The sequence below is a fragment of the Pedobacter aquatilis genome (assembly GCF_032678405.1).
GTDB lineage: Bacteria > Bacteroidota > Bacteroidia > Sphingobacteriales > Sphingobacteriaceae > Pedobacter > Pedobacter aquatilis_A.
Map to the genome: position 1 here is coordinate 216,871 of NZ_JAVTSJ010000007.1, position 16,585 is coordinate 233,455.

General features: G+C 38.4%; 19 protein-coding genes. 2 read left to right on the forward strand and 17 right to left on the reverse strand.

Annotated elements, in window-relative coordinates; all coding sequences use genetic code 11:
* Positions 1-33: 33 nt before the first annotated feature.
* The 5 genes from R2R71_RS18925 to R2R71_RS18945 are packed head-to-tail and all read right to left on the reverse strand — an operon-like array spanning position 34 to position 2,363.
* Entirely contained in the window at positions 34-645 is a 612-nt protein-coding gene (locus R2R71_RS18925) for a dihydrofolate reductase family protein (protein ID WP_316832851.1), read from the reverse strand.
* A 59-nt stretch (positions 646-704) separates the two neighbouring features.
* The gene (locus tag R2R71_RS18930) at positions 705-1,058 is read right to left on the reverse strand and encodes a nuclear transport factor 2 family protein (RefSeq protein WP_316832852.1); all 354 of its coding nucleotides are present in this window, start codon (positions 1,056-1,058) and stop codon (positions 705-707) included.
* 17 nt (positions 1,059-1,075) lie between these two features.
* Positions 1,076-1,501, reverse strand: a complete 426-nt coding sequence (locus R2R71_RS18935) for a VOC family protein (protein ID WP_316832853.1) — start codon at positions 1,499-1,501, stop codon at positions 1,076-1,078.
* Between the two features lie 45 nt (positions 1,502-1,546).
* On the reverse strand, positions 1,547-2,047 hold the full coding sequence (locus tag R2R71_RS18940) for an SRPBCC domain-containing protein (RefSeq protein WP_316832854.1): 501 nt from the start codon (positions 2,045-2,047) through the stop codon (positions 1,547-1,549).
* Positions 2,037-2,363 (reverse strand): metalloregulator ArsR/SmtB family transcription factor, encoded by a 327-nt coding sequence (locus tag R2R71_RS18945; RefSeq protein WP_316832855.1) that lies wholly within the window; start codon positions 2,361-2,363, stop codon positions 2,037-2,039. The genes R2R71_RS18940 and R2R71_RS18945 overlap by 11 nt, the downstream gene beginning before the upstream one ends.
* A gap of 376 nt (positions 2,364-2,739) precedes the next feature.
* Between R2R71_RS18945 and R2R71_RS18950 the strand changes: the two genes are divergently transcribed.
* Entirely contained in the window at positions 2,740-3,612 is an 873-nt protein-coding gene (locus tag R2R71_RS18950; protein ID WP_316832856.1) for a DMT family transporter, read from the forward strand.
* A gap of 47 nt (positions 3,613-3,659) precedes the next feature.
* On the opposite strand, the gene R2R71_RS18955 is transcribed toward R2R71_RS18950, so the two are convergent.
* The 10 genes from R2R71_RS18955 to R2R71_RS19000 form a co-directional block, all read right to left on the reverse strand.
* Positions 3,660-5,249 (reverse strand): ABC-F family ATP-binding cassette domain-containing protein, encoded by a 1,590-nt coding sequence (locus R2R71_RS18955; RefSeq protein WP_316832857.1) that lies wholly within the window; start codon positions 5,247-5,249, stop codon positions 3,660-3,662.
* A gap of 165 nt (positions 5,250-5,414) precedes the next feature.
* Entirely contained in the window at positions 5,415-5,948 is a 534-nt protein-coding gene (locus R2R71_RS18960) for a GNAT family N-acetyltransferase (RefSeq protein WP_316832858.1), read from the reverse strand.
* A gap of 149 nt (positions 5,949-6,097) precedes the next feature.
* A complete protein-coding gene (locus R2R71_RS18965) occupies positions 6,098-7,051 on the reverse strand; it encodes a Fic family protein (RefSeq protein WP_316832859.1) in 954 nt (317 codons plus the stop codon).
* A 444-nt stretch (positions 7,052-7,495) separates the two neighbouring features.
* The gene (locus R2R71_RS18970; RefSeq protein ID WP_316832860.1) at positions 7,496-8,296 is read right to left on the reverse strand and encodes a hypothetical protein; all 801 of its coding nucleotides are present in this window, start codon (positions 8,294-8,296) and stop codon (positions 7,496-7,498) included.
* 180 nt (positions 8,297-8,476) lie between these two features.
* Positions 8,477-8,911, reverse strand: coding sequence for a hypothetical protein (locus R2R71_RS18975; RefSeq protein ID WP_316832861.1), 435 nt, complete (start codon positions 8,909-8,911; stop codon positions 8,477-8,479).
* Positions 8,912-9,050: 139 nt separating this feature from the next.
* Complete coding sequence (locus R2R71_RS18980) at positions 9,051-9,758, reverse strand: hypothetical protein (RefSeq protein ID WP_316832862.1); 708 nt, start codon at positions 9,756-9,758, stop codon at positions 9,051-9,053.
* Between the two features lie 148 nt (positions 9,759-9,906).
* A complete protein-coding gene (locus tag R2R71_RS18985) occupies positions 9,907-10,443 on the reverse strand; it encodes a hypothetical protein (RefSeq protein WP_316832863.1) in 537 nt (178 codons plus the stop codon).
* A 146-nt stretch (positions 10,444-10,589) separates the two neighbouring features.
* Positions 10,590-11,183, reverse strand: a complete 594-nt coding sequence (locus tag R2R71_RS18990; RefSeq protein ID WP_316832864.1) for a hypothetical protein — start codon at positions 11,181-11,183, stop codon at positions 10,590-10,592.
* Positions 11,184-11,375: 192 nt separating this feature from the next.
* Entirely contained in the window at positions 11,376-11,813 is a 438-nt protein-coding gene (locus tag R2R71_RS18995; protein ID WP_316832865.1) for a hypothetical protein, read from the reverse strand.
* Between the two features lie 71 nt (positions 11,814-11,884).
* The gene (locus tag R2R71_RS19000; protein WP_316832866.1) at positions 11,885-12,241 is read right to left on the reverse strand and encodes a hypothetical protein; all 357 of its coding nucleotides are present in this window, start codon (positions 12,239-12,241) and stop codon (positions 11,885-11,887) included.
* 236 nt (positions 12,242-12,477) lie between these two features.
* Between R2R71_RS19000 and R2R71_RS19005 the strand changes: the two genes are divergently transcribed.
* On the forward strand, positions 12,478-12,822 hold the full coding sequence (locus R2R71_RS19005; protein ID WP_316832867.1) for a single-stranded DNA-binding protein: 345 nt from the start codon (positions 12,478-12,480) through the stop codon (positions 12,820-12,822).
* A gap of 95 nt (positions 12,823-12,917) precedes the next feature.
* On the opposite strand, the gene R2R71_RS19010 is transcribed toward R2R71_RS19005, so the two are convergent.
* Together R2R71_RS19010 and R2R71_RS19015 are read right to left on the reverse strand one after the other, a co-directional pair.
* Positions 12,918-14,966, reverse strand: a complete 2,049-nt coding sequence (locus R2R71_RS19010; RefSeq protein WP_316832868.1) for a TonB-dependent receptor — start codon at positions 14,964-14,966, stop codon at positions 12,918-12,920.
* Positions 14,967-15,240: 274 nt separating this feature from the next.
* The gene (locus R2R71_RS19015) at positions 15,241-16,572 is read right to left on the reverse strand and encodes a sorbosone dehydrogenase family protein (RefSeq protein WP_316832869.1); all 1,332 of its coding nucleotides are present in this window, start codon (positions 16,570-16,572) and stop codon (positions 15,241-15,243) included.
* Between the last annotated feature and the right edge of the window lie 13 nt (positions 16,573-16,585).

Here is a 16,585-nt window from a genome sequence, read left to right on the forward strand (position 1 = left end):
ATCCGTCATGTTTATTTTACCAATCAATTATTTTTATGCTGCTCCCGATTCTCCGGTTTCAACAACTCCATTCCGTTCGTAGTAAGCAATGATTACACCTTTCGAATTGATAATGTGCTCGGTTAACTTAAACCTGGCCGGAAATGCATTATTGTCAAACAATTTTTTCCCTTTGCCTAAAACTAAAGGATGGATTTTAAGTTTGAGTTCGTCTACCAGATCGTGTTGGAGCAGTTGCTGAACAAGCTTACTGCTTCCCCATACATGTAAATCTGCGCCAGTTGTATTTTTTAGTTCTTTAATGGCTTCGATGTCATTTACCACCACCGAGTTTTTCCACCCGGTAATGATCGGGTCTGAATTTTTTAGCTTCCGCGAAAACACATATTTGGTTCCTTCATTAATGCCTGGCCAGAAAGCACCATGTTCAGGCCAGTAAGCAGCCCAGATTTCGTAAGTTTTTTTACCTAAGATGTAATCAGCTGGCGAAAGTTCTTTCTTTACTGCTTCGTTATAGCGCTCATCAGAAAAGGGGGCTACCCATCCGCCGTATTCAAAACCATCTGAAGGATCTTCTTTAGCACCTCCGGGTGCCTGCATTACACCATCAAGGCTAATCATCGATAAAACAATTATTTTTCTCATGATAATTTATGGTTAGAAGGTTATAACGAAGCTGAAAATGTTTTTCAGCTTCGCTTAATTTATTCGGTTTCAATATCCATTCGCTGCAAAAGGCCATCCCGGAAGGTGTAAATGTGTTTTACCTGTCCATCGAAAAGAAGCTCGCCTGCCAGGTTTTTTACCTTTTGGTGAACCTTGATTTCCAGGGTACCGTCAGGACGATCAGTAAAACCGACCGGATTAACTTCAGGGTTTATTTCCTTCCATTGCCTTGTCCAGTATTTGCGTATTTCCTCATGTCCGGTAATATAGCCACCTTCAAAGGCTTTTGGCCATTGTATCGATTGGTGCATCATAGAAAGGGCGGTATCAATATCACGGTTATTAAAAGCCTTATACACTTTATGAATTAAGTTTTCTTGCGTTGTAGCCATTTTTTCTATGAAGGTATTTATGCTTTAGCTGCGTAATCTATCATCCATTCAATGCCGTATTTATCCCTGAACATAGCAAAATACGAGCCCCATGGGCTATCGTTAATCGGTACTTCTACCTCACCACCTGCTGAAAGAATATTGTATAATCTATCGGCCTCCTCACGGCTTTCTGCGCTAACAGCTATCTTCGATCGGTTTTCACTTTCACTCACCTTTCCCATGCTTTCAGGAACGTCGTTACCCATTAAAATGTTAGGACCAATCGGTAAAGCAATGTGCATGATTTTGTTGGCCTCGTTTTCCGAAATAGGATGTTCGGTACTCGAAATATCTTTAAAACGTACTATTCTTTCAAATTCGCCACCAAAGGCCGATTTGTAAAAGTTAAATGCTTCCTCGGCATTGCCGTTGAAGTTGATGTGTGGATTAATCAGTGCCATTTTTTTTATGTTTTGTTTTTATTTAATAGTCAGTTCTTTAAACAATTATTGTGGTGATAATGTTGTAAGCAATTTCTCCAGGTTATCAACAGATGCGGAAAACCCTTCTTTAAAGCCCATTTCGATCATACGCTCTAATCGGGCAAGCGATTCGTTGTAAATGGTGATATATACTTTTGTTTTGCCATCCGCTTCGCTAAAATTATAATTCCAGTCAGAGCCTGGCAGCTCCGGGTTTTCGTGCTCATCAGCAAAGGCATTATGCATTTTGAAATTGGTTTTGGGCGTTATCGAAGTGTATTCCTGTATCGACCAGCGCTCCATCCCTTCAGGGCTCACCATGGCATAAAACCTTTTTCCGCCGACCTCAAAATTCATGTATTTTGTTTTTGATTGCCATGGTTTAGGGGCAACCCATTGGTCAAGCAGTTCGGCTTTTGTAAAAGCATCCCAAACCAATGGAAGTGCGGCCGCGAATTCGCGGGTTATAAATACCGTTTTGCTCGCCTTGTCAACGGTAAAATCAAAAAGCAGGTTATTTTTCATTGTTTATATTTTTAAGGTTAGCTAATACATTATCCAGTTGATCAAAGCGGGTTTCCCAGATTTTTCTGAGCTGGGCCAGCCATACATCCATTTCTTTCATTTTTTCAATTTCCAGCGAATAATAAATTTCCCTGCCCAATTGTTCCTGTTTTACCACTTCGCATTCCGTTAAAATACGGAGATGTTTTGAAACCGCCTGTCTGGTAGTATTAAAATTATCGGCAATGGCATTAGGTGTCATCGCCTGCAAGGCAATTAATGCAATTATTGCTCTTCGGGTAGGGTCGGCAATGGCCTGGAAAACATCTCTTCTCATATCTTGAAATCAAATTATGCAACTAATTGGTTGCTAATATACGTGCAACCTTTTGGTTTCGCAAATGTTTTTTCAATTATTTTTCTATAATGCCTGAATTAACTGTTTGATAGCCTTTGGGATAAGTTTTTAATTGTTCGACCCGAGGTGATTCTTTGAATTAAATACGACAGTATTACTAGATTTTTATATATTTGGAACAAATAATCGTATATGAACTGTAGAAATTGTATTTCGCCTCCAATCGTTTAAATTTTTTTCAGTATTGAAATCCAGCACTGGTTATTTGAACCAGCTTATTTGCTGTGTTTCAGATTTCGAATAATTTATTAACGATAATAGCTTGTTCCGATAAGGGACAGGAAAGACAATTTTTATGAAAAGATCATATATTTTGCTCCACATTGCTGTGGTGCTGGCAGGGTTTACAGGTGTTTTTGGTAAACTTATCTCGCTGAATGAAGGTTTATTAACCTGGTACCGGCTTTTCTTCTCCTCAATTTTCCTTTTTACGATTCTGAAATTTCTAAAGATTAATACAGATATCGGTTTCAAGAAGAAAATGGATATTGTAAAGGTGGGTTTGCTTATTACCATCCACTGGATTTTTTTCTACGCCAGTATCAAATATTCAAATATTTCTGTAGGCGTGGTTTGCTACAGTTTAACCAGCTTCTTTACCGCCTTGTTTAAACCGCTGCTTGAGAGAAGACGCTTTGTGCTTTCGGAAATGCTCTTAAGCGGCATAACACTTTTGGGGATTTACCTGATTTTCCACTTCGATGCTTCTTACCAGCTGGGGATAATATTAGGAGTGATATCATCGGCTTTTGCGGCACTTTATACCATTTATAACGAACGTTTGGTTAATGATTACGACAGTAAGGTGATTAATTATTATCAGATGATTGGCGGCACCATTGGCCTGGGGGTTTTAATGCCGGTTTATTTACATTTCTTTCCGGTTGCAAGTTTAATCCCGGGGCTAAAAGATATTGTTTACCTGCTTTTGTTGTCGTTTTTCTGCACCGTGGTATTATATGTTTTATTTGCCGAGGTTTTAAAGAAAATACCCGCCTTTACGGTGAACTTAACCTTTAACCTGGAGCCAATTTACGCCATCATATTAGCATTCTTGTTTTTTAATGAGGGCAAGGAAGTAAATTCTTCATTTTATTTAGGCTTGCTCTTTGTAATGCTCTCAGTAATGCTGCAAACACTAATTTCTTTTAGAAAAGCTAGAAAATAACAAATCTTAACAAGCCGCAGGCGCTGTCTGCGGCTTGTTAATTTGCTTTAGGATAATTGGATCTGCTGACGGATATTTAACTGCTCAAGAAAATAAGCATCGTGTGAAACAACAACCAAGGCACCCTGATAATCGTTAATGGCTTTGGTAAGGATTTCGATGTTCTGCATATCCAGGTTATTTGTCGGCTCATCAAGCATAATGATGTCGGGCGCTTGTGTATCAATGGTAAGGCAACAAAGAATTAAACGCATTTTTTCGCCGCCGCTCAATGCACTGCAAGGTTTGTCCCAATCATTTTTGGTGAATAAGAAGCGGTTAAGCCTGATTTTTACCTCATGTTCCTGCAAAGCCGATGTGTTAAAGGCCTGCGCTTGCTCATAAACTTTAAGCTGCTTATCAATAATGGAATAATCCTGGTCGATATAAACAGGTTTATTTACTGCACGGTAAAACGCACCGGTTTGTGGTGTTATCTTCCCTAAAATAATTTTAATTAAAGTAGTTTTTCCCGAACCATTAATACCTTTAATGGCGATGCGGTCATTACCATAGAGCTGAAAAGTTAATGGCTCGGCCCACAATGGCTGGTGGTGATAACCAAAATTAATCTCTGTGGCATTTACTAAAATTTTTCCCTTATGCAATGCGGATTGCTCAAAACCCAGTTTCATTTGGTCGGTATCGGGTAAAGCTGAGCGCAGTTGCTGTAATTCATGCGTTATACCATCTATTTTTTCAGCATGAACCCCTTTCATTTTTGTGGTACTGTTTTCGGCTTTGTTCCGCATGGTATTCATCATGATCCGGGCAACACCTGCTTTTTCCTGCCTGGCTTTTCCCCGACTGTCAAGCTTCTGCTGTCGTTCTGTGGTTTCTTGTGCTTTCGCCCTGGCTTTGCGCAAGGCTTTTTCTTTATGCTGCAAATCAAGGTTTAAAGCATTATTTTCAATTTGCTTCTGACTGGCATAAAAATCATAATTGCCACCATAGGCAGTTATTCCGTGCTTGCCCAATTCGATTGTTTTGTGCAAAAGATTCAATAAGGCCCTGTCGTGACTCACAACAATAAGTGTACTTTTTGATGTGCGGATAAAATCATACAACAATTGCCTTCCCGAAAAGTCTAAATGGTTACTGGGTTCATCAAGCAAAATTAAATCGGGTTGGTGTATGGTTAGGCCCGCCAGGAAAACTTTTGTTTTCTGGCCACCACTTAGCCTTTCCATCCGATCATCAAGAGATATTCCTGAAAGCTGCCAATACTCAAGTGCCTGCTTGCAGCGTTCTTCGATGGTCCAATCGTCATCAAGCAAAGTATAGTTCTCGCTGGTTAAATCTCCTTCAAGTATTTGCTTTAAGGCATTGAGTTTATGTTCTGTTTTTAATGCCCGCGCAACAGTAAGCTGATTGTATTGACCAAAAAGCTGAGGCACGTAATAAGGTTCGGAGGCTAAAGTCAGTTGTCCTGCTGAAGGTTCCCATTCGCGGGCAATGATTTTTAGCAGGGTAGATTTGCCTGAACCATTATTCCCGATTAAAGCGATTTTATCGTGAGCGTTTACCGCCAGACTGATATTGTCAAGCAGCAGCGTTTTATCTGGATGTATATATGAGATGTTCTGTAAAATAAGCATAATTCCTTTCGTTAAAGATTAATGAAAAGGCTGAACTGCCGGGCAGTGCGCCATCTTTAATGGTTTGAAAGAAATTTTATCCTACATTATGTCTTGAGCTTTTGAATTGCAAATATAGGGATTTTTAGATAAACCCATTGTTTTTCAGAAGTCGGATGGTGGCTACTAATGCAAATGAGTTAAACTGAAAACATTAAAATCAAGATTTTCTTCACTTGCTTCTTCAGCTTGCTGAAAGTTAAATTTCGTTAATAGTTTAGTCGAATTCAAATTTCCTTTATGCGTAAATGCGGTTATTTTTTGAAATTGTAATGTTTCAAAAACATAGCTAATTACTTTTTCTATCGCTTCTGTCATCAGGCCTTTTCCCTGAAAGCTCGTCATCAGTTCATATCCGATTTCGCAACTGTTTTGCTCGCTGGAAAAATCGAAAAGGCAGATTGTGCCGACAACCGCTTTCGTTTTTGTTAAACAAATTACCCAATAAAGGGAGTTGTTGTTTTTAATGTTTTCGTTAACCTGATTAATGAAGTTAATTGCATCGTCAATGCTATGGCTGGCCGAACGGCTGAGGAATTTATTTACAGCCGCATCCGATCGCAAGGCAAAAATAGCTCCCTTATCTTCTATTGATATTTGCCTCAAAGTTAACCTTTCGGTTGTGAGGATAGGGAATGGGCTGGAGTTTATGCGTGACATGGTATTATAGTTTATTTCGACTTGCCAATAATTGTTTTGATGCTTCTTTAGCTGCTTTTTTGTATGAACCAGTTAGAGATAAATCATTATGAGATATAACAGGTTAAAAATGATTTCTCGCCAATTTAGCAAAACCTTTGTTAGGCCTATTATTTCTTTTTGTAGTAGGTCGTTTTTTTATCTCCAAATCTTTCAATCAGCCCATTCTCATAACCGTTTTTTAGGTCTCTACTTGCGGTAGCGGTTGATATTTCACGAAAATGCTTATTGTAGTCTTTTCGGGTAAATTCATCTTTATTATCTGCTAAGAAAACTTCCAGTCTTTCGGTTTCATTCAGTTTTTTTGTGCCGTTTTCTAATAGTTCATCAAATGATTGGTCTATTATATTCAGCATAAATTCAATAAATTTAGTTGACTTGCCCGTTTTGTCAGAAACCGAAAGCGCATTGTAATAATCGTTTTGATTTTTTGATATTAACGTTTCAAAAGGTAAAAATTCAAAAAGTGGATATTCGCTCATAAGAATTGAAGTTTGCCACAGTCTTCCCATTCTCCCATTGCCATCTATAAAAGGATGGATGAACTCCATCTCATAATGAAAAACACAACTTTTTATAAGCGTTAGTTCTGATTTGTCTTTCAGGTACTGAAATAATTCATTCATCAAATATTTTAAGTTTGAAAATGGGGGCGCTATATGCTCAACTTTAGCACCTTTTACTATGCCAACACCTTTAGTTCTGTATTTTCCAGGATCTAAAACCAATCCATTCATTAGCAGTTTATGGGCCTTTAGAAAATCCTTTTCGGAACTGTATTTAAACTTTTTTAATTCTTTATATACATTCAAAGCATTTAATACTTCTTTGATGTCTTTTTCCGGGCCAACAACTCTTTTGTTTTCTATAATGGAAGTTATTTGCTCTTCTGATAGTGTATTCCCTTCGATGCTTAATGAAGAATGAATTGTCCTTATTTGATTTTGCTTTCTAAGTTTAGGGTTTTGTTTTACCAGATTTTTTGCATTTACTTCTCCTATCTTTTGTGAAATAGAAGTAATTAGCTTTAAAATTTTTGGTGTTATATCGTAAGGTGGATTCATTTTGATAGTATCATTTGATACTATCAAAGCTACGATAAATATATTACTCCATCAATGATTATATAAATTCGTAGAGCGATTTCAATAATAAATAAAGATAAAAATCCGTAAAAAAAGGTTGCTCCCCGAGCTATGCCAAAAAATAAAGAAGATAGTAAAAGTATGCTAAAAAAGATTGCTCCTTTTTTAGAAGCCCTCGTTATGTGTTCTTTATTGCCCCAAACAAATAACTAAATATATTATTTTGTAATTAACTTATTTTGTTTTCCAGTAAGAAAAGGCTTGAGTTAACTCTGTTTGATAATCATTTTCAGTCATAAATGACCAAACCTCAAAATCACCAGGTTTTGAAATTCCCTATACGCCAAACGCTGTTATGTTCTTTCTGTATGTTCAACTAACCACTGAATTGCCAATTTCGCTAACCCCATGTTAGCCGCTGCTCTACTTCTCATCATATTGTTGCTTTAGTTTTCCTAGTGTCCTGTCAACTGCTTTACTTATGTCTTGATTGCGGATGTCAATCTCAAAAACTTTACTACCGTTCACTTCAATTCTGTAAATGAAATAGTCGTCACGCCAATCAACTTGAGTGACTTTGATTTGCCTATTATCTTTTGCAAAGGTGAAATAATCCACCATTCCACTTCTGTCAAAAGGAGAAAGCTCATCGCTGTCAACTAAAAGTTTGTAGCCGTTTTCAATAAGAAGTTTGGTCGCGTGCTTTTTTACTTCTCCAAAGAATGTCGGCATGTTATGGTCGTCGAAACGCTTACCAAACTTTTTTTCAAAATCATCACCCTTTAATTGTTCAATCTGTTTTACCTTAATCCAGTTGTCTGTCGTGAGAAACTTTTTGTAACGCTTAAACAAATTTGCCGTGTTGATCAAAACTCCATGTAAACCTGTTGAGCTACCAGCGTAATAGTCAAAATGTTCGTAATTGTTGTTGCTCTCTAAAATGGCTAATTCCTCAAAACTGATGCAGTTGTCTTTATTGCTATACTTTGCAGGTTGTCCGTTTATGAGCCGCCTTATTTCACAATGAAACCAAGTTGTATCGCCACAAATTTCCAATTGAAGTTTTAAACTGTCGTTGCGATATACCAAGAAGTGTTTTGCTTTAAAATCTTTTCGGTACTCTGTTTTGACAAGTTGAAAGCCAAATTCTGAAGTCAAAAACTGAAAACTGTTATTGATTTCGTCAAGTGGTGTTTTCTCTTTAAATATGTCAATTAGTCCCATTTATTTGTTCTTTTTAGCACCGTCAGTTAATGTTCGCATTGTCGTCAAAGAGTTGCCGCTAACGTTTTGTAGTTTCGTAAATTTTTGATATTACTTATCGCAATTAGCTGTAGCACTAACTTAAGAAATAATTAATGAACTCGCATATCGCCTATCGTCCAAAAAATAGCAAAACCGCTTTTAACAGCAGTAATGGGGTAAAAAGTCTAAAATTAACCAGCTTAAAAACCAACAAAATAATAGCGGAATAATTACAAGGAAAAATTGGAATAAACTTTCTAAAGATGTAGAAATATCAGATTCTTCATCGTTCCAAACAGAATTATATTTCACTGAAAAGTATAAATGACGATTGAATTTTTTTAAGATATAATTATCCACTAACTTGTAGAATATTAAAAAGATTAGAAGATAAAAAGATCCAAAAACTAATGTCTTTTCACTTTTTTCTAAATCGCCTTTATAAAGAACTATACATAATCCCGATGAAATGATACTTGCAAGAAATAAAGTTTTAAAAATTTGTTTTCTACGCAAAATTTTGTGCCAAGGCGGATGAACAATTGTAATTGCCCATATAAATGCGAATCCCAAAGCAAATAAAGCAGTTATCATATCTATGGTTGTAATTATTATTGCTGTTAACGTGCCGCGTATTGGCGATAGGCTGGATTTTTAGCACTGAACTTTAATCGAAGAACAGAAGTTGAATTTTGCACTTCCGTTGATACGAAACCATTCAGCCCGGCTATTGTCAATACGGTGTTACCAATAGTGCTTTCTTCTGTCGTCGTACAAATTTCGCCTCTCTGGTTAATTTACTTTTGTCTAAATCCAAATCGTTACTGAACCAGTCAGTCAATACTTTTTCAATTTCATTTTTATTAAATGTCTTTGGGTTTCGTCTTGACTTTATATAATTTTCTCTTGTCATTTTTTCAACAACTTGTCCAAACGTTTGTAAGTCAAGTTCGTTTCCGATTTTATTTGCAAACCAAAGTCCTGCTATAGAAAACATAAGTCCTAAAAGTCCAATTTGCCAATTAAAGTAAAGTCCACCGAGAGAAGCAAGAAGTATAATGACAAGTGTCCCTGTCACCCAATTTGGCGGTCGTAATATATGAAGCTTAAAACCTAATTGCTCTTCCAGTTTTTTAGTCCGAGAACGTCTGCTTTCCCTTGGTAAAAAGTCAGCAAGGGGAAAGTTTATAGAAATTGTTTTTTTGTCTATTTGAAGTGTCGATGAAATTGCGTCACGTAACTTATAAAACGCTTGTTGGCTTGTGCAATCATCCGCATTGTCAAGTTGAATTTTATTTACAATATGGTCACACAGTTCTCCAAAAGTCGAAATATGCACTAGTTCGGTGTCGCTAAACTTAATGGCAAATGACTTTTCAACTTTAACGAGTAAATCGTTAATGTCGTCTGGGTCGATATTTTTAAGTTCGTAGTCTGTCATAGCATTATTGGTAATGGGCAGGGGGCTTGGCGAAGTGGCTGAAATCGAAGCACAAATGTTCAGTTTTGCACAAAAGTTCAATAAAAAAACTGAACTTGAATTTAGCATTGAACCCGCCATTTTGCCAAACCGCTATTAGGTACTGCCTTCATACTTTATCTCCGGTTAGTAATAATCTTGTTTCTACAATGTCGTCAAATTTTAGTATGATTTTATCTTCTTTCATTTCAAAGTCGTAAGGTGGAGAAACAAATGCCTCCCATAATTGCTCACCTTTCAAGCTAAAAACACCAAAGTCGATTTCTTCTTGTTGTAAAATAAAGTCTTCGTGTTTTGTCCAGCCCCAAAAACCCATACCGCTATTTTTCTCAAAAATTATTTTGTTGTCCGTTAGCCTGAGTGTCTTGATTATTGTCCCTGCTCCAATAAATAATGTTTGATTTTCTTTTTCGTAATGCAGTCCAGGTTTAAATCCAGCATAGCCAACTGGGTCGGTCTTAAAAGCAATAATAGTCGTTTCTGGTTTTGAGAAGCCTTTTGAAATAATAATGTAAACTTCAGTTCCTTCATTTTTCAAATCTTTGTCATCAATGAAAACAGCGTGTTTTTTATAAAAGTCTAAAATGTCGGGTTTCTGTCCAACGAATACTGTTATGTTATAGTTGTCAACTGAAAATTCAATCATTGTTTGTCGGTCTTTAAGGTTGCACCTACCGTTCTGGGGCTTGCCGAAGATGGCGCCTTTTAGCACCACCTGTCCCGTATTCGCACAAATCCTCAATCGAAGCAATCAGCCCCGCTTTTGGCAATACCTTGTTGGGTGTAGAATTTTTACCAATTTGGAGTTTCATAAGTCATACCATCAATTTTCAATTTTTCATATCTCTTAGGATTAAAAAAAGATGACTTTGCTATTTTTCGTTTAATAGCGTCTTTTGAATATCCAATACCAAAGTTTGTCCTTGGGTTTTCATTAAGTAAAATCAAATCTCCCTTTTCATCAATTAATCCAAATTGTAGTTGATCTGATCCGCCATTAATGTTTCCATATATTTGTAGTTTAATAACTCTTCCTTTCAGTTTATAGTAACCAATTATCCCCTTGTTAATATTATTTATGTCTTCTGTTTTAGGTGTCTCATTAGTCCCTTGTAATTTAAATCTACCGTCTGAATAAAACCTAATATAATGGTCACTATTCTTATATTCGCTACTATTTCTATAATAATTGCTGTTATGTAAATAGTAAACTACTGTTGTGTCTAAAACTTCATTATTTGTTAGTTTAGTAGAATTCTTTTTATAACTGAATTTGTAATTTTTCGGTGGTCGGGTATAACCAGGGTCATTGATAATATAATGAGAGCAACTTGTCAAGAATATAAGTGATAAAATTGTAAGAGCTTTTCGTTCAATTGCTTTCATTGGTTTTTAAAATTACCGCTATCCCTCAAATATACTTAACTTATCAATGTTTACATATCAAAAAAAAACATCCTTATAACCTGTTTAAAGCAATATTAATATACGTTTTTTGAGCCCACCTTGTAGCCGAAAAGGCAAGCCTACTACCAGCACTTACACACATAAACATCCGGCTAATTGCTAAAACCTTTCTTATTCCTCCGGCTTTAGAGGCAGCATTTCAATTAATACTTTTTCATCATTGATCAGATAATATGGGATAAAAATCAAGGGCTTAGTTTTCGAAGCATTGTCAAAGCGCACAATCGGCTTGTCAGCAGGCTCGTAAACTACATCACCTGCCTTTAAAGTTTTTAATGCACCACCTTCTTCCTGATAGTAGGCCTTCCCGTAAACAATATAGTTTACCACAGGGCAGGGGTGCTTGTGAAGCGCCGTTTTTTGTCCCGCACGAAACTTTATTTCCCGCACATCAACTTTTTTAATTAGCCTGCCACCGATATCTGCAGTTAAAAGCGCTTTTCTTACAATCTGGTCCTGTGCCACAGCATCAACCGAAAATAATACCAGCATATAAAAGATCGTCAGTTTAAAAGCCCTGTAAGCGAGCTCTGTGCTTTGGTTTTTCATAAAATGATAATTTACTAGATGTAGATCTGTTAATTAAGCCTATTGAATTTAGTGTTTTGCCTGAACCAGGATTATTTTTCCTCCCGTTTCACCAATAAAAACTCCTCATCAGCAAGACTGAGAAAGCCATACTCATAACAAAAATTATAGCTGTTGCCGGTTTTGGTTTTATAAACCGAAGTAAAATAATCCATATTAAAACCCTCGCCGAGTAATTTCTTTCGGGTTATTTTTCGCGTTTTTCCATCAGGATTCAGTTTGGCAAGAATATCCCGGTTGCGTTTAAGGATGCGGTTTACCTCCTTAACCATTAACTGGTCCTCAGCTTTAAGCTGATTGTTGTAGTTGTTGCGACATAAATCGTCGCAGTATTTTTTGTCGGCCCTACCCTTAATCGGGGCGCCGCAATCCAGACAGAAGCGTTCCATAATTCTACGATATAATAATTATGGGATGACCATTAAATTTAAAAAATAAGTTAAACTAATTCAAAAAAATATCAGCCTTTATTTTCTCGAATCAACGATTATCCGTTTTTAAACGTTTATAAACGACTATAAATATTTAATATCCGGATAAACTTTTAGCCCTGTTGCAACTTTGTCCTGTCGGTAGTCGTGGTGACTGCTGGTCGTTAAACAATTAAGCACTAAATAAAAAGATTATGGAAAGTGTAACAAACAAAGTGGTACTAAGCGGATTTGCAGGTGCCGATGCAGAAGTTAAAAACTTATCAGGAACACAGAAGTTGGCAAAAGTAAGGCTGGCCGTAAACGATTACCACAAAAACACTTCAGGCGAAGAAGTTAAAAACACACAATGGTTTACCCTAACCTTCTGGAATGCCAAAGCCGATTTTGCAGAAAGGGAAATAAAAAAAGGAACTCGTTTAACCATCGAAGGCAGACTGGTTAATAATTTTTACGAAGCAAAAGATGGTACTAAGCGTTATTCGATCGAAATTGTGGTTACCGAAGCAAATGTGCCTGCAGCAGAAGCCACAAACTAATTTGTCACATAGCGGTTTCCTTATGCAATAGTTCAGGGATATGACTAAAGCCTTCAGCTATCAGGAGCAGTATGTAAACCCACCCATACTGCTCCTTACAGTTTTACCGAAAGTCCGGCATAAAAGTTCCTTCCGGCTGCGGGATTGAAATAGCGGTTGTTTGCCGCATTCAAATCGTTGCCCAGGCTGTAGGCTTCATTCAGCAGGTTGTTTATACCGGCGAATACCTCCGTTTTAACCCTGCCTATTCTGAGGTTTCTTACCCCTGCTTTTGCCTCAACTAAATGATAACGTTTTGCAAATACGCTATTGGCGTCGTTAAGTGGAATTGCAGCAGTATAATTATGCTGGGCAAACAAGTAGAAACCCTTTGTAAACTGAAAGTTAAGGCTGCTCACAATTACATGTTCAGGAACACCTGTTAATTTATTGCCCGAATAATCAATCGCTCCGCTCACAAAATTTTCAAAACGGTAATGACTGTAACTATAGCTGCTGCTAAGCTGTAGGCCATATAAGAAAACACCGTCCTTTTTGATCAGCCATAAAGAGGTTTCAAGTTCCAGTCCTTTTTGCCTGGTTCCGCCGGCATTGATAAAGTATTCCGCATCGTTCGGGTTTAAGCGTCGTACAATGGCATCCTGCAAACGGTATTGAAACAGGTTTGCATTAGCATAAAAGCGGTTATCTTTTGTTTTATACCTTAACCCTAATTCATAATTCCAACCGTTTTCGGCCTGTAAACTGTTGTTGATATTGTTATCAGATGCACGTACTTCGGCAAGCGTAGGTGGCGAGTAACCACGGCTGGCAGAAGCACGGAAAGCAATATTGTTGTTCAGTAGGTACGAAACGGCCAGCTTCGGCATAACCTGCGTGCTGAATTTGCGTTTCTGCTCGCCAATTGCCTGCGGGAAGAAGCTTTCATACTTATAGTTGAAAAAATTAAGGCTCGATGCCAGCTCAATAAGTAGTTTGCTGCTGATGTCGAAATTAAAACGAAGGAAAGCAAAATTCTGGTTGGCCTTCAAATCATCATAGGCCATCATTGCCGCAGGATTACCGGCATTATTTGCGAAATTTTTTACTTGTGTTCGCGTGCCTGAACTTTCAATTCCGCCCTGCGCATTCCATTTAAAATTTTCGCTTTGCCGGGCATATTCCAGGAAGCTGCGCAGGCCAAGCGTGCTTTCATAACGCTTTTCGTAATTGGTAATAAAGGGGTTTTTAAAATCGGTATAGGTAGTAAATAAAGCAATTACATGCCTGAAATTTTTATTCAGCTGATAAGTATTCGATAAGCCTGCAAAAACGGTTTTATTGTAAATCGCTGCCTGCTGGCTAATGGCACCGGGAATCGTTGGTGTTGCTGGCCGGGCAAGCTTCGGGTCTTGCTCCATTTGTGCGGCTGTTAACCCGCCAGGGGTTTTATAGGCAAGGTCGCTATAGAACACAAATGCCTTTAAGTAACCCGATGGCGTGTAGTTCCACTGCTGCGTACTTTGAAAGTATTTTCTGTCCATCGCACTGTTCTGCCGGTAACCATCGCTTTTCTGGTAGCCCTGGTTAAAACTGAAACGATAATTTTTGAACTGATGCTGCAGACCTGCTGTTTGATGAAATAACCCATATGAACCGGCTGTTAAAGCGGCTTCAACTTTATTTTCAATATCCGGTGTGTTGATCAGGACTGTCCCGCCGGTATTGGCACCAAATACACTTGCTTCCGGGCCTTTATAAATTTCCATGGTGCCTAAAGTACCGGCATCAAGGAGGTTAAGATAGGTGTTTCCCCCCGCATCGGTTAAGGGAAAATCATCCAGGTAAATTTTAATATTCCTGATCCCGAAAGGGGAGCGTAGCAAACTGCCCCTTAACGATAACCGGTAGCTTCCCGGCGAACGCTCCTCCATTCTTACCCCGGCAACTGTATTAAAAGTGCTTACCAGCGAGCTGTTTTGCTGATTTTGGAAAATGCCACTATCGATCAGGCTCACGGCAGATACCGAACGCAGTAAGGGCTGCTTATTGTAATAACCTTTAATTACAACATCACTTAGTTTTTTTATGGTATCTGTTTTTAAATCTTGTGCGTTAACGGATAAAACAAAAAGCGACAGGATAAGGGTAAAAAATGCTTTCAAAAGGAACGGATTAGGAGGAGGATTAAATTAAAAGTAAATTCACTTCTTGCGATAAAATTACAATTAAAATCTGTAAATTAGAGATGATCACGTTAGGGTAGCAAATTCCTGGCCTGCTGCCATAAGTCCACCTCAAGTCCATATCATATCCGTGTCCGGTCCGTGTCAAGTCCACGTCCGCTTCATCTCTAATTCACAGTTATCTCAGTGCTTATTTATCAATACTTTAAGGTTTCTTCAGCTATATTACTGATTAAGCTGCACCGCCGCCCCTTTATTTGGCAGCTACTTTCCAGATAACGCCACTCACATCATCGGCTACCAGTAAAGCCCCGTCAGGGCTTAAAGTTACACCAACCGGACGTCCGTAAACTTCTCCTTTATCTGCATTGGCAATAAACCCCGTCAAAAAATCTTCGGGTTTACCCCTCGGCTTTCCATTTTTAAAAGGTACAAAAGCAACTTTGTAACCGGCCAGCGCCGATCGGTTCCACGAACCATGCTGCCCGATAAATGCGCCACCCTGGTATTTTGCAGGGAATTTTGTGGCTTTGTAAAAGGCAAGCCCTAACGAAGCGGTATGCGAGCCTACTGGTACATCGGGAACAATGGCTTTTTTTACCAGCTCCGGATTTTTACCTTTCATTCTCGGGTCTTCGTTTTGGCCGTAATAAGAAAATGGCCAGCCGTAAAAAGCACCCTCCTTAACGCTGGTAATGTAATCGGGTACCAGCTCATCGCCCAGGCCATCGCGTTCATTAACGGCTGTCCAAAGCATATTCGTACCGGGTGCCCAGTCTACACCCACAGGATTTCTTAATCCGCTTGCATAGATTTTTTCTCCGGTACCATCAGGGTTTATTTCGAGTATATTGGCCCTTCTTCTCTCGTTCTCCATCCCGTTTTCGCCAACATTGCTTCCTGAACCTACAGTGATGTAAATTTTGCTCTTGTCTGCGTTGGCAATCAGGTTACGTGTCCAGTGGTTATTATAGCCGCCTGCAGGAAGACTTAATATTTTCTTCCCCGTTCCGGTAATTTTAGTGTCGCCTGCTTTATATGGATAAACCATGAGGCCATCCGTATTGGCTACATAAAATTTATCACGGATGATAAGCATACCGTAAGGCTGGTTGAGGCCACTCAGGAAAGTGCTTACTGTTTCTGCTTTTCCATCTTTATCCGCATCGCGGTAGAGCAAAATGGTATTAGCGCTTTTTCCCGGAACTTCAGATTTTGCCTTACCCGTAACGGTATTGGCTACTACTTCTGCGGTACTTCTTTCCGAATTGGTAAGCACAACCAATACATCGCCATTTGGTGCAATGTAAGTGTTTCTCGGACTTTTAATCGCCGAGGCAAAACGCGTAACGACAAATCCTTCAGGCGCAATGGGTGTTTTGCCCTCGGGCCAGCCAATTACTTTGCTGAACTTGCTTTTTGCGCCTTTTTCATCAGGAGCTGGCAGGTTTAATTCGGCGGTATAGGTTTCTACGGTGGTGTCACCTGAAATACTATCTTTTTCATTCCGGGTGCTTGAACCCGACTGACAGGCAGTAAATAATACCGGCGATAGGAGCAGGGCATATAAAATCTCTTTTTTCATAGGGTTATAATTG

Bases quoted from the DNA above. Each gene is read 5' to 3' on its own strand.
- R2R71_RS19005 (WP_316832867.1), top strand. From the start codon at position 12,478: ATGGAAAGTGTAACAAACAAAGTGGTACTAAGCGGATTTGCAGGTGCC.
- R2R71_RS19000 (WP_316832866.1), bottom strand. From the start codon at position 12,241: ATGGAACGCTTCTGTCTGGATTGCGGCGCCCCGATTAAGGGTAGGGCC.
- R2R71_RS18995 (WP_316832865.1), bottom strand. From the start codon at position 11,813: ATGAAAAACCAAAGCACAGAGCTCGCTTACAGGGCTTTTAAACTGACG.
- R2R71_RS18940 (WP_316832854.1), bottom strand. From the start codon at position 2,047: ATGAAAAATAACCTGCTTTTTGATTTTACCGTTGACAAGGCGAGCAAA.
- R2R71_RS18935 (WP_316832853.1), bottom strand. From the start codon at position 1,501: ATGGCACTGATTAATCCACACATCAACTTCAACGGCAATGCCGAGGAA.
- R2R71_RS18950 (WP_316832856.1), top strand. From the start codon at position 2,740: ATGAAAAGATCATATATTTTGCTCCACATTGCTGTGGTGCTGGCAGGG.
- R2R71_RS18960 (WP_316832858.1), bottom strand. From the start codon at position 5,948: ATGTCACGCATAAACTCCAGCCCATTCCCTATCCTCACAACCGAAAGG.
- R2R71_RS19015 (WP_316832869.1), bottom strand. From the start codon at position 16,572: ATGAAAAAAGAGATTTTATATGCCCTGCTCCTATCGCCGGTATTATTT.
- R2R71_RS18970 (WP_316832860.1), bottom strand. From the start codon at position 8,296: ATGGGACTAATTGACATATTTAAAGAGAAAACACCACTTGACGAAATC.
- R2R71_RS18925 (WP_316832851.1), bottom strand. From the start codon at position 645: ATGAGAAAAATAATTGTTTTATCGATGATTAGCCTTGATGGTGTAATG.
- R2R71_RS18980 (WP_316832862.1), bottom strand. From the start codon at position 9,758: ATGACAGACTACGAACTTAAAAATATCGACCCAGACGACATTAACGAT.
- R2R71_RS18945 (WP_316832855.1), bottom strand. From the start codon at position 2,363: ATGAGAAGAGATGTTTTCCAGGCCATTGCCGACCCTACCCGAAGAGCA.
- R2R71_RS18930 (WP_316832852.1), bottom strand. From the start codon at position 1,058: ATGGCTACAACGCAAGAAAACTTAATTCATAAAGTGTATAAGGCTTTT.
- R2R71_RS18965 (WP_316832859.1), bottom strand. From the start codon at position 7,051: ATGAATCCACCTTACGATATAACACCAAAAATTTTAAAGCTAATTACT.
- R2R71_RS18990 (WP_316832864.1), bottom strand. From the start codon at position 11,183: ATGAAAGCAATTGAACGAAAAGCTCTTACAATTTTATCACTTATATTC.
- R2R71_RS18955 (WP_316832857.1), bottom strand. From the start codon at position 5,249: ATGCTTATTTTACAGAACATCTCATATATACATCCAGATAAAACGCTG.
- R2R71_RS18985 (WP_316832863.1), bottom strand. From the start codon at position 10,443: ATGATTGAATTTTCAGTTGACAACTATAACATAACAGTATTCGTTGGA.
- R2R71_RS18975 (WP_316832861.1), bottom strand. From the start codon at position 8,911: ATGATAACTGCTTTATTTGCTTTGGGATTCGCATTTATATGGGCAATT.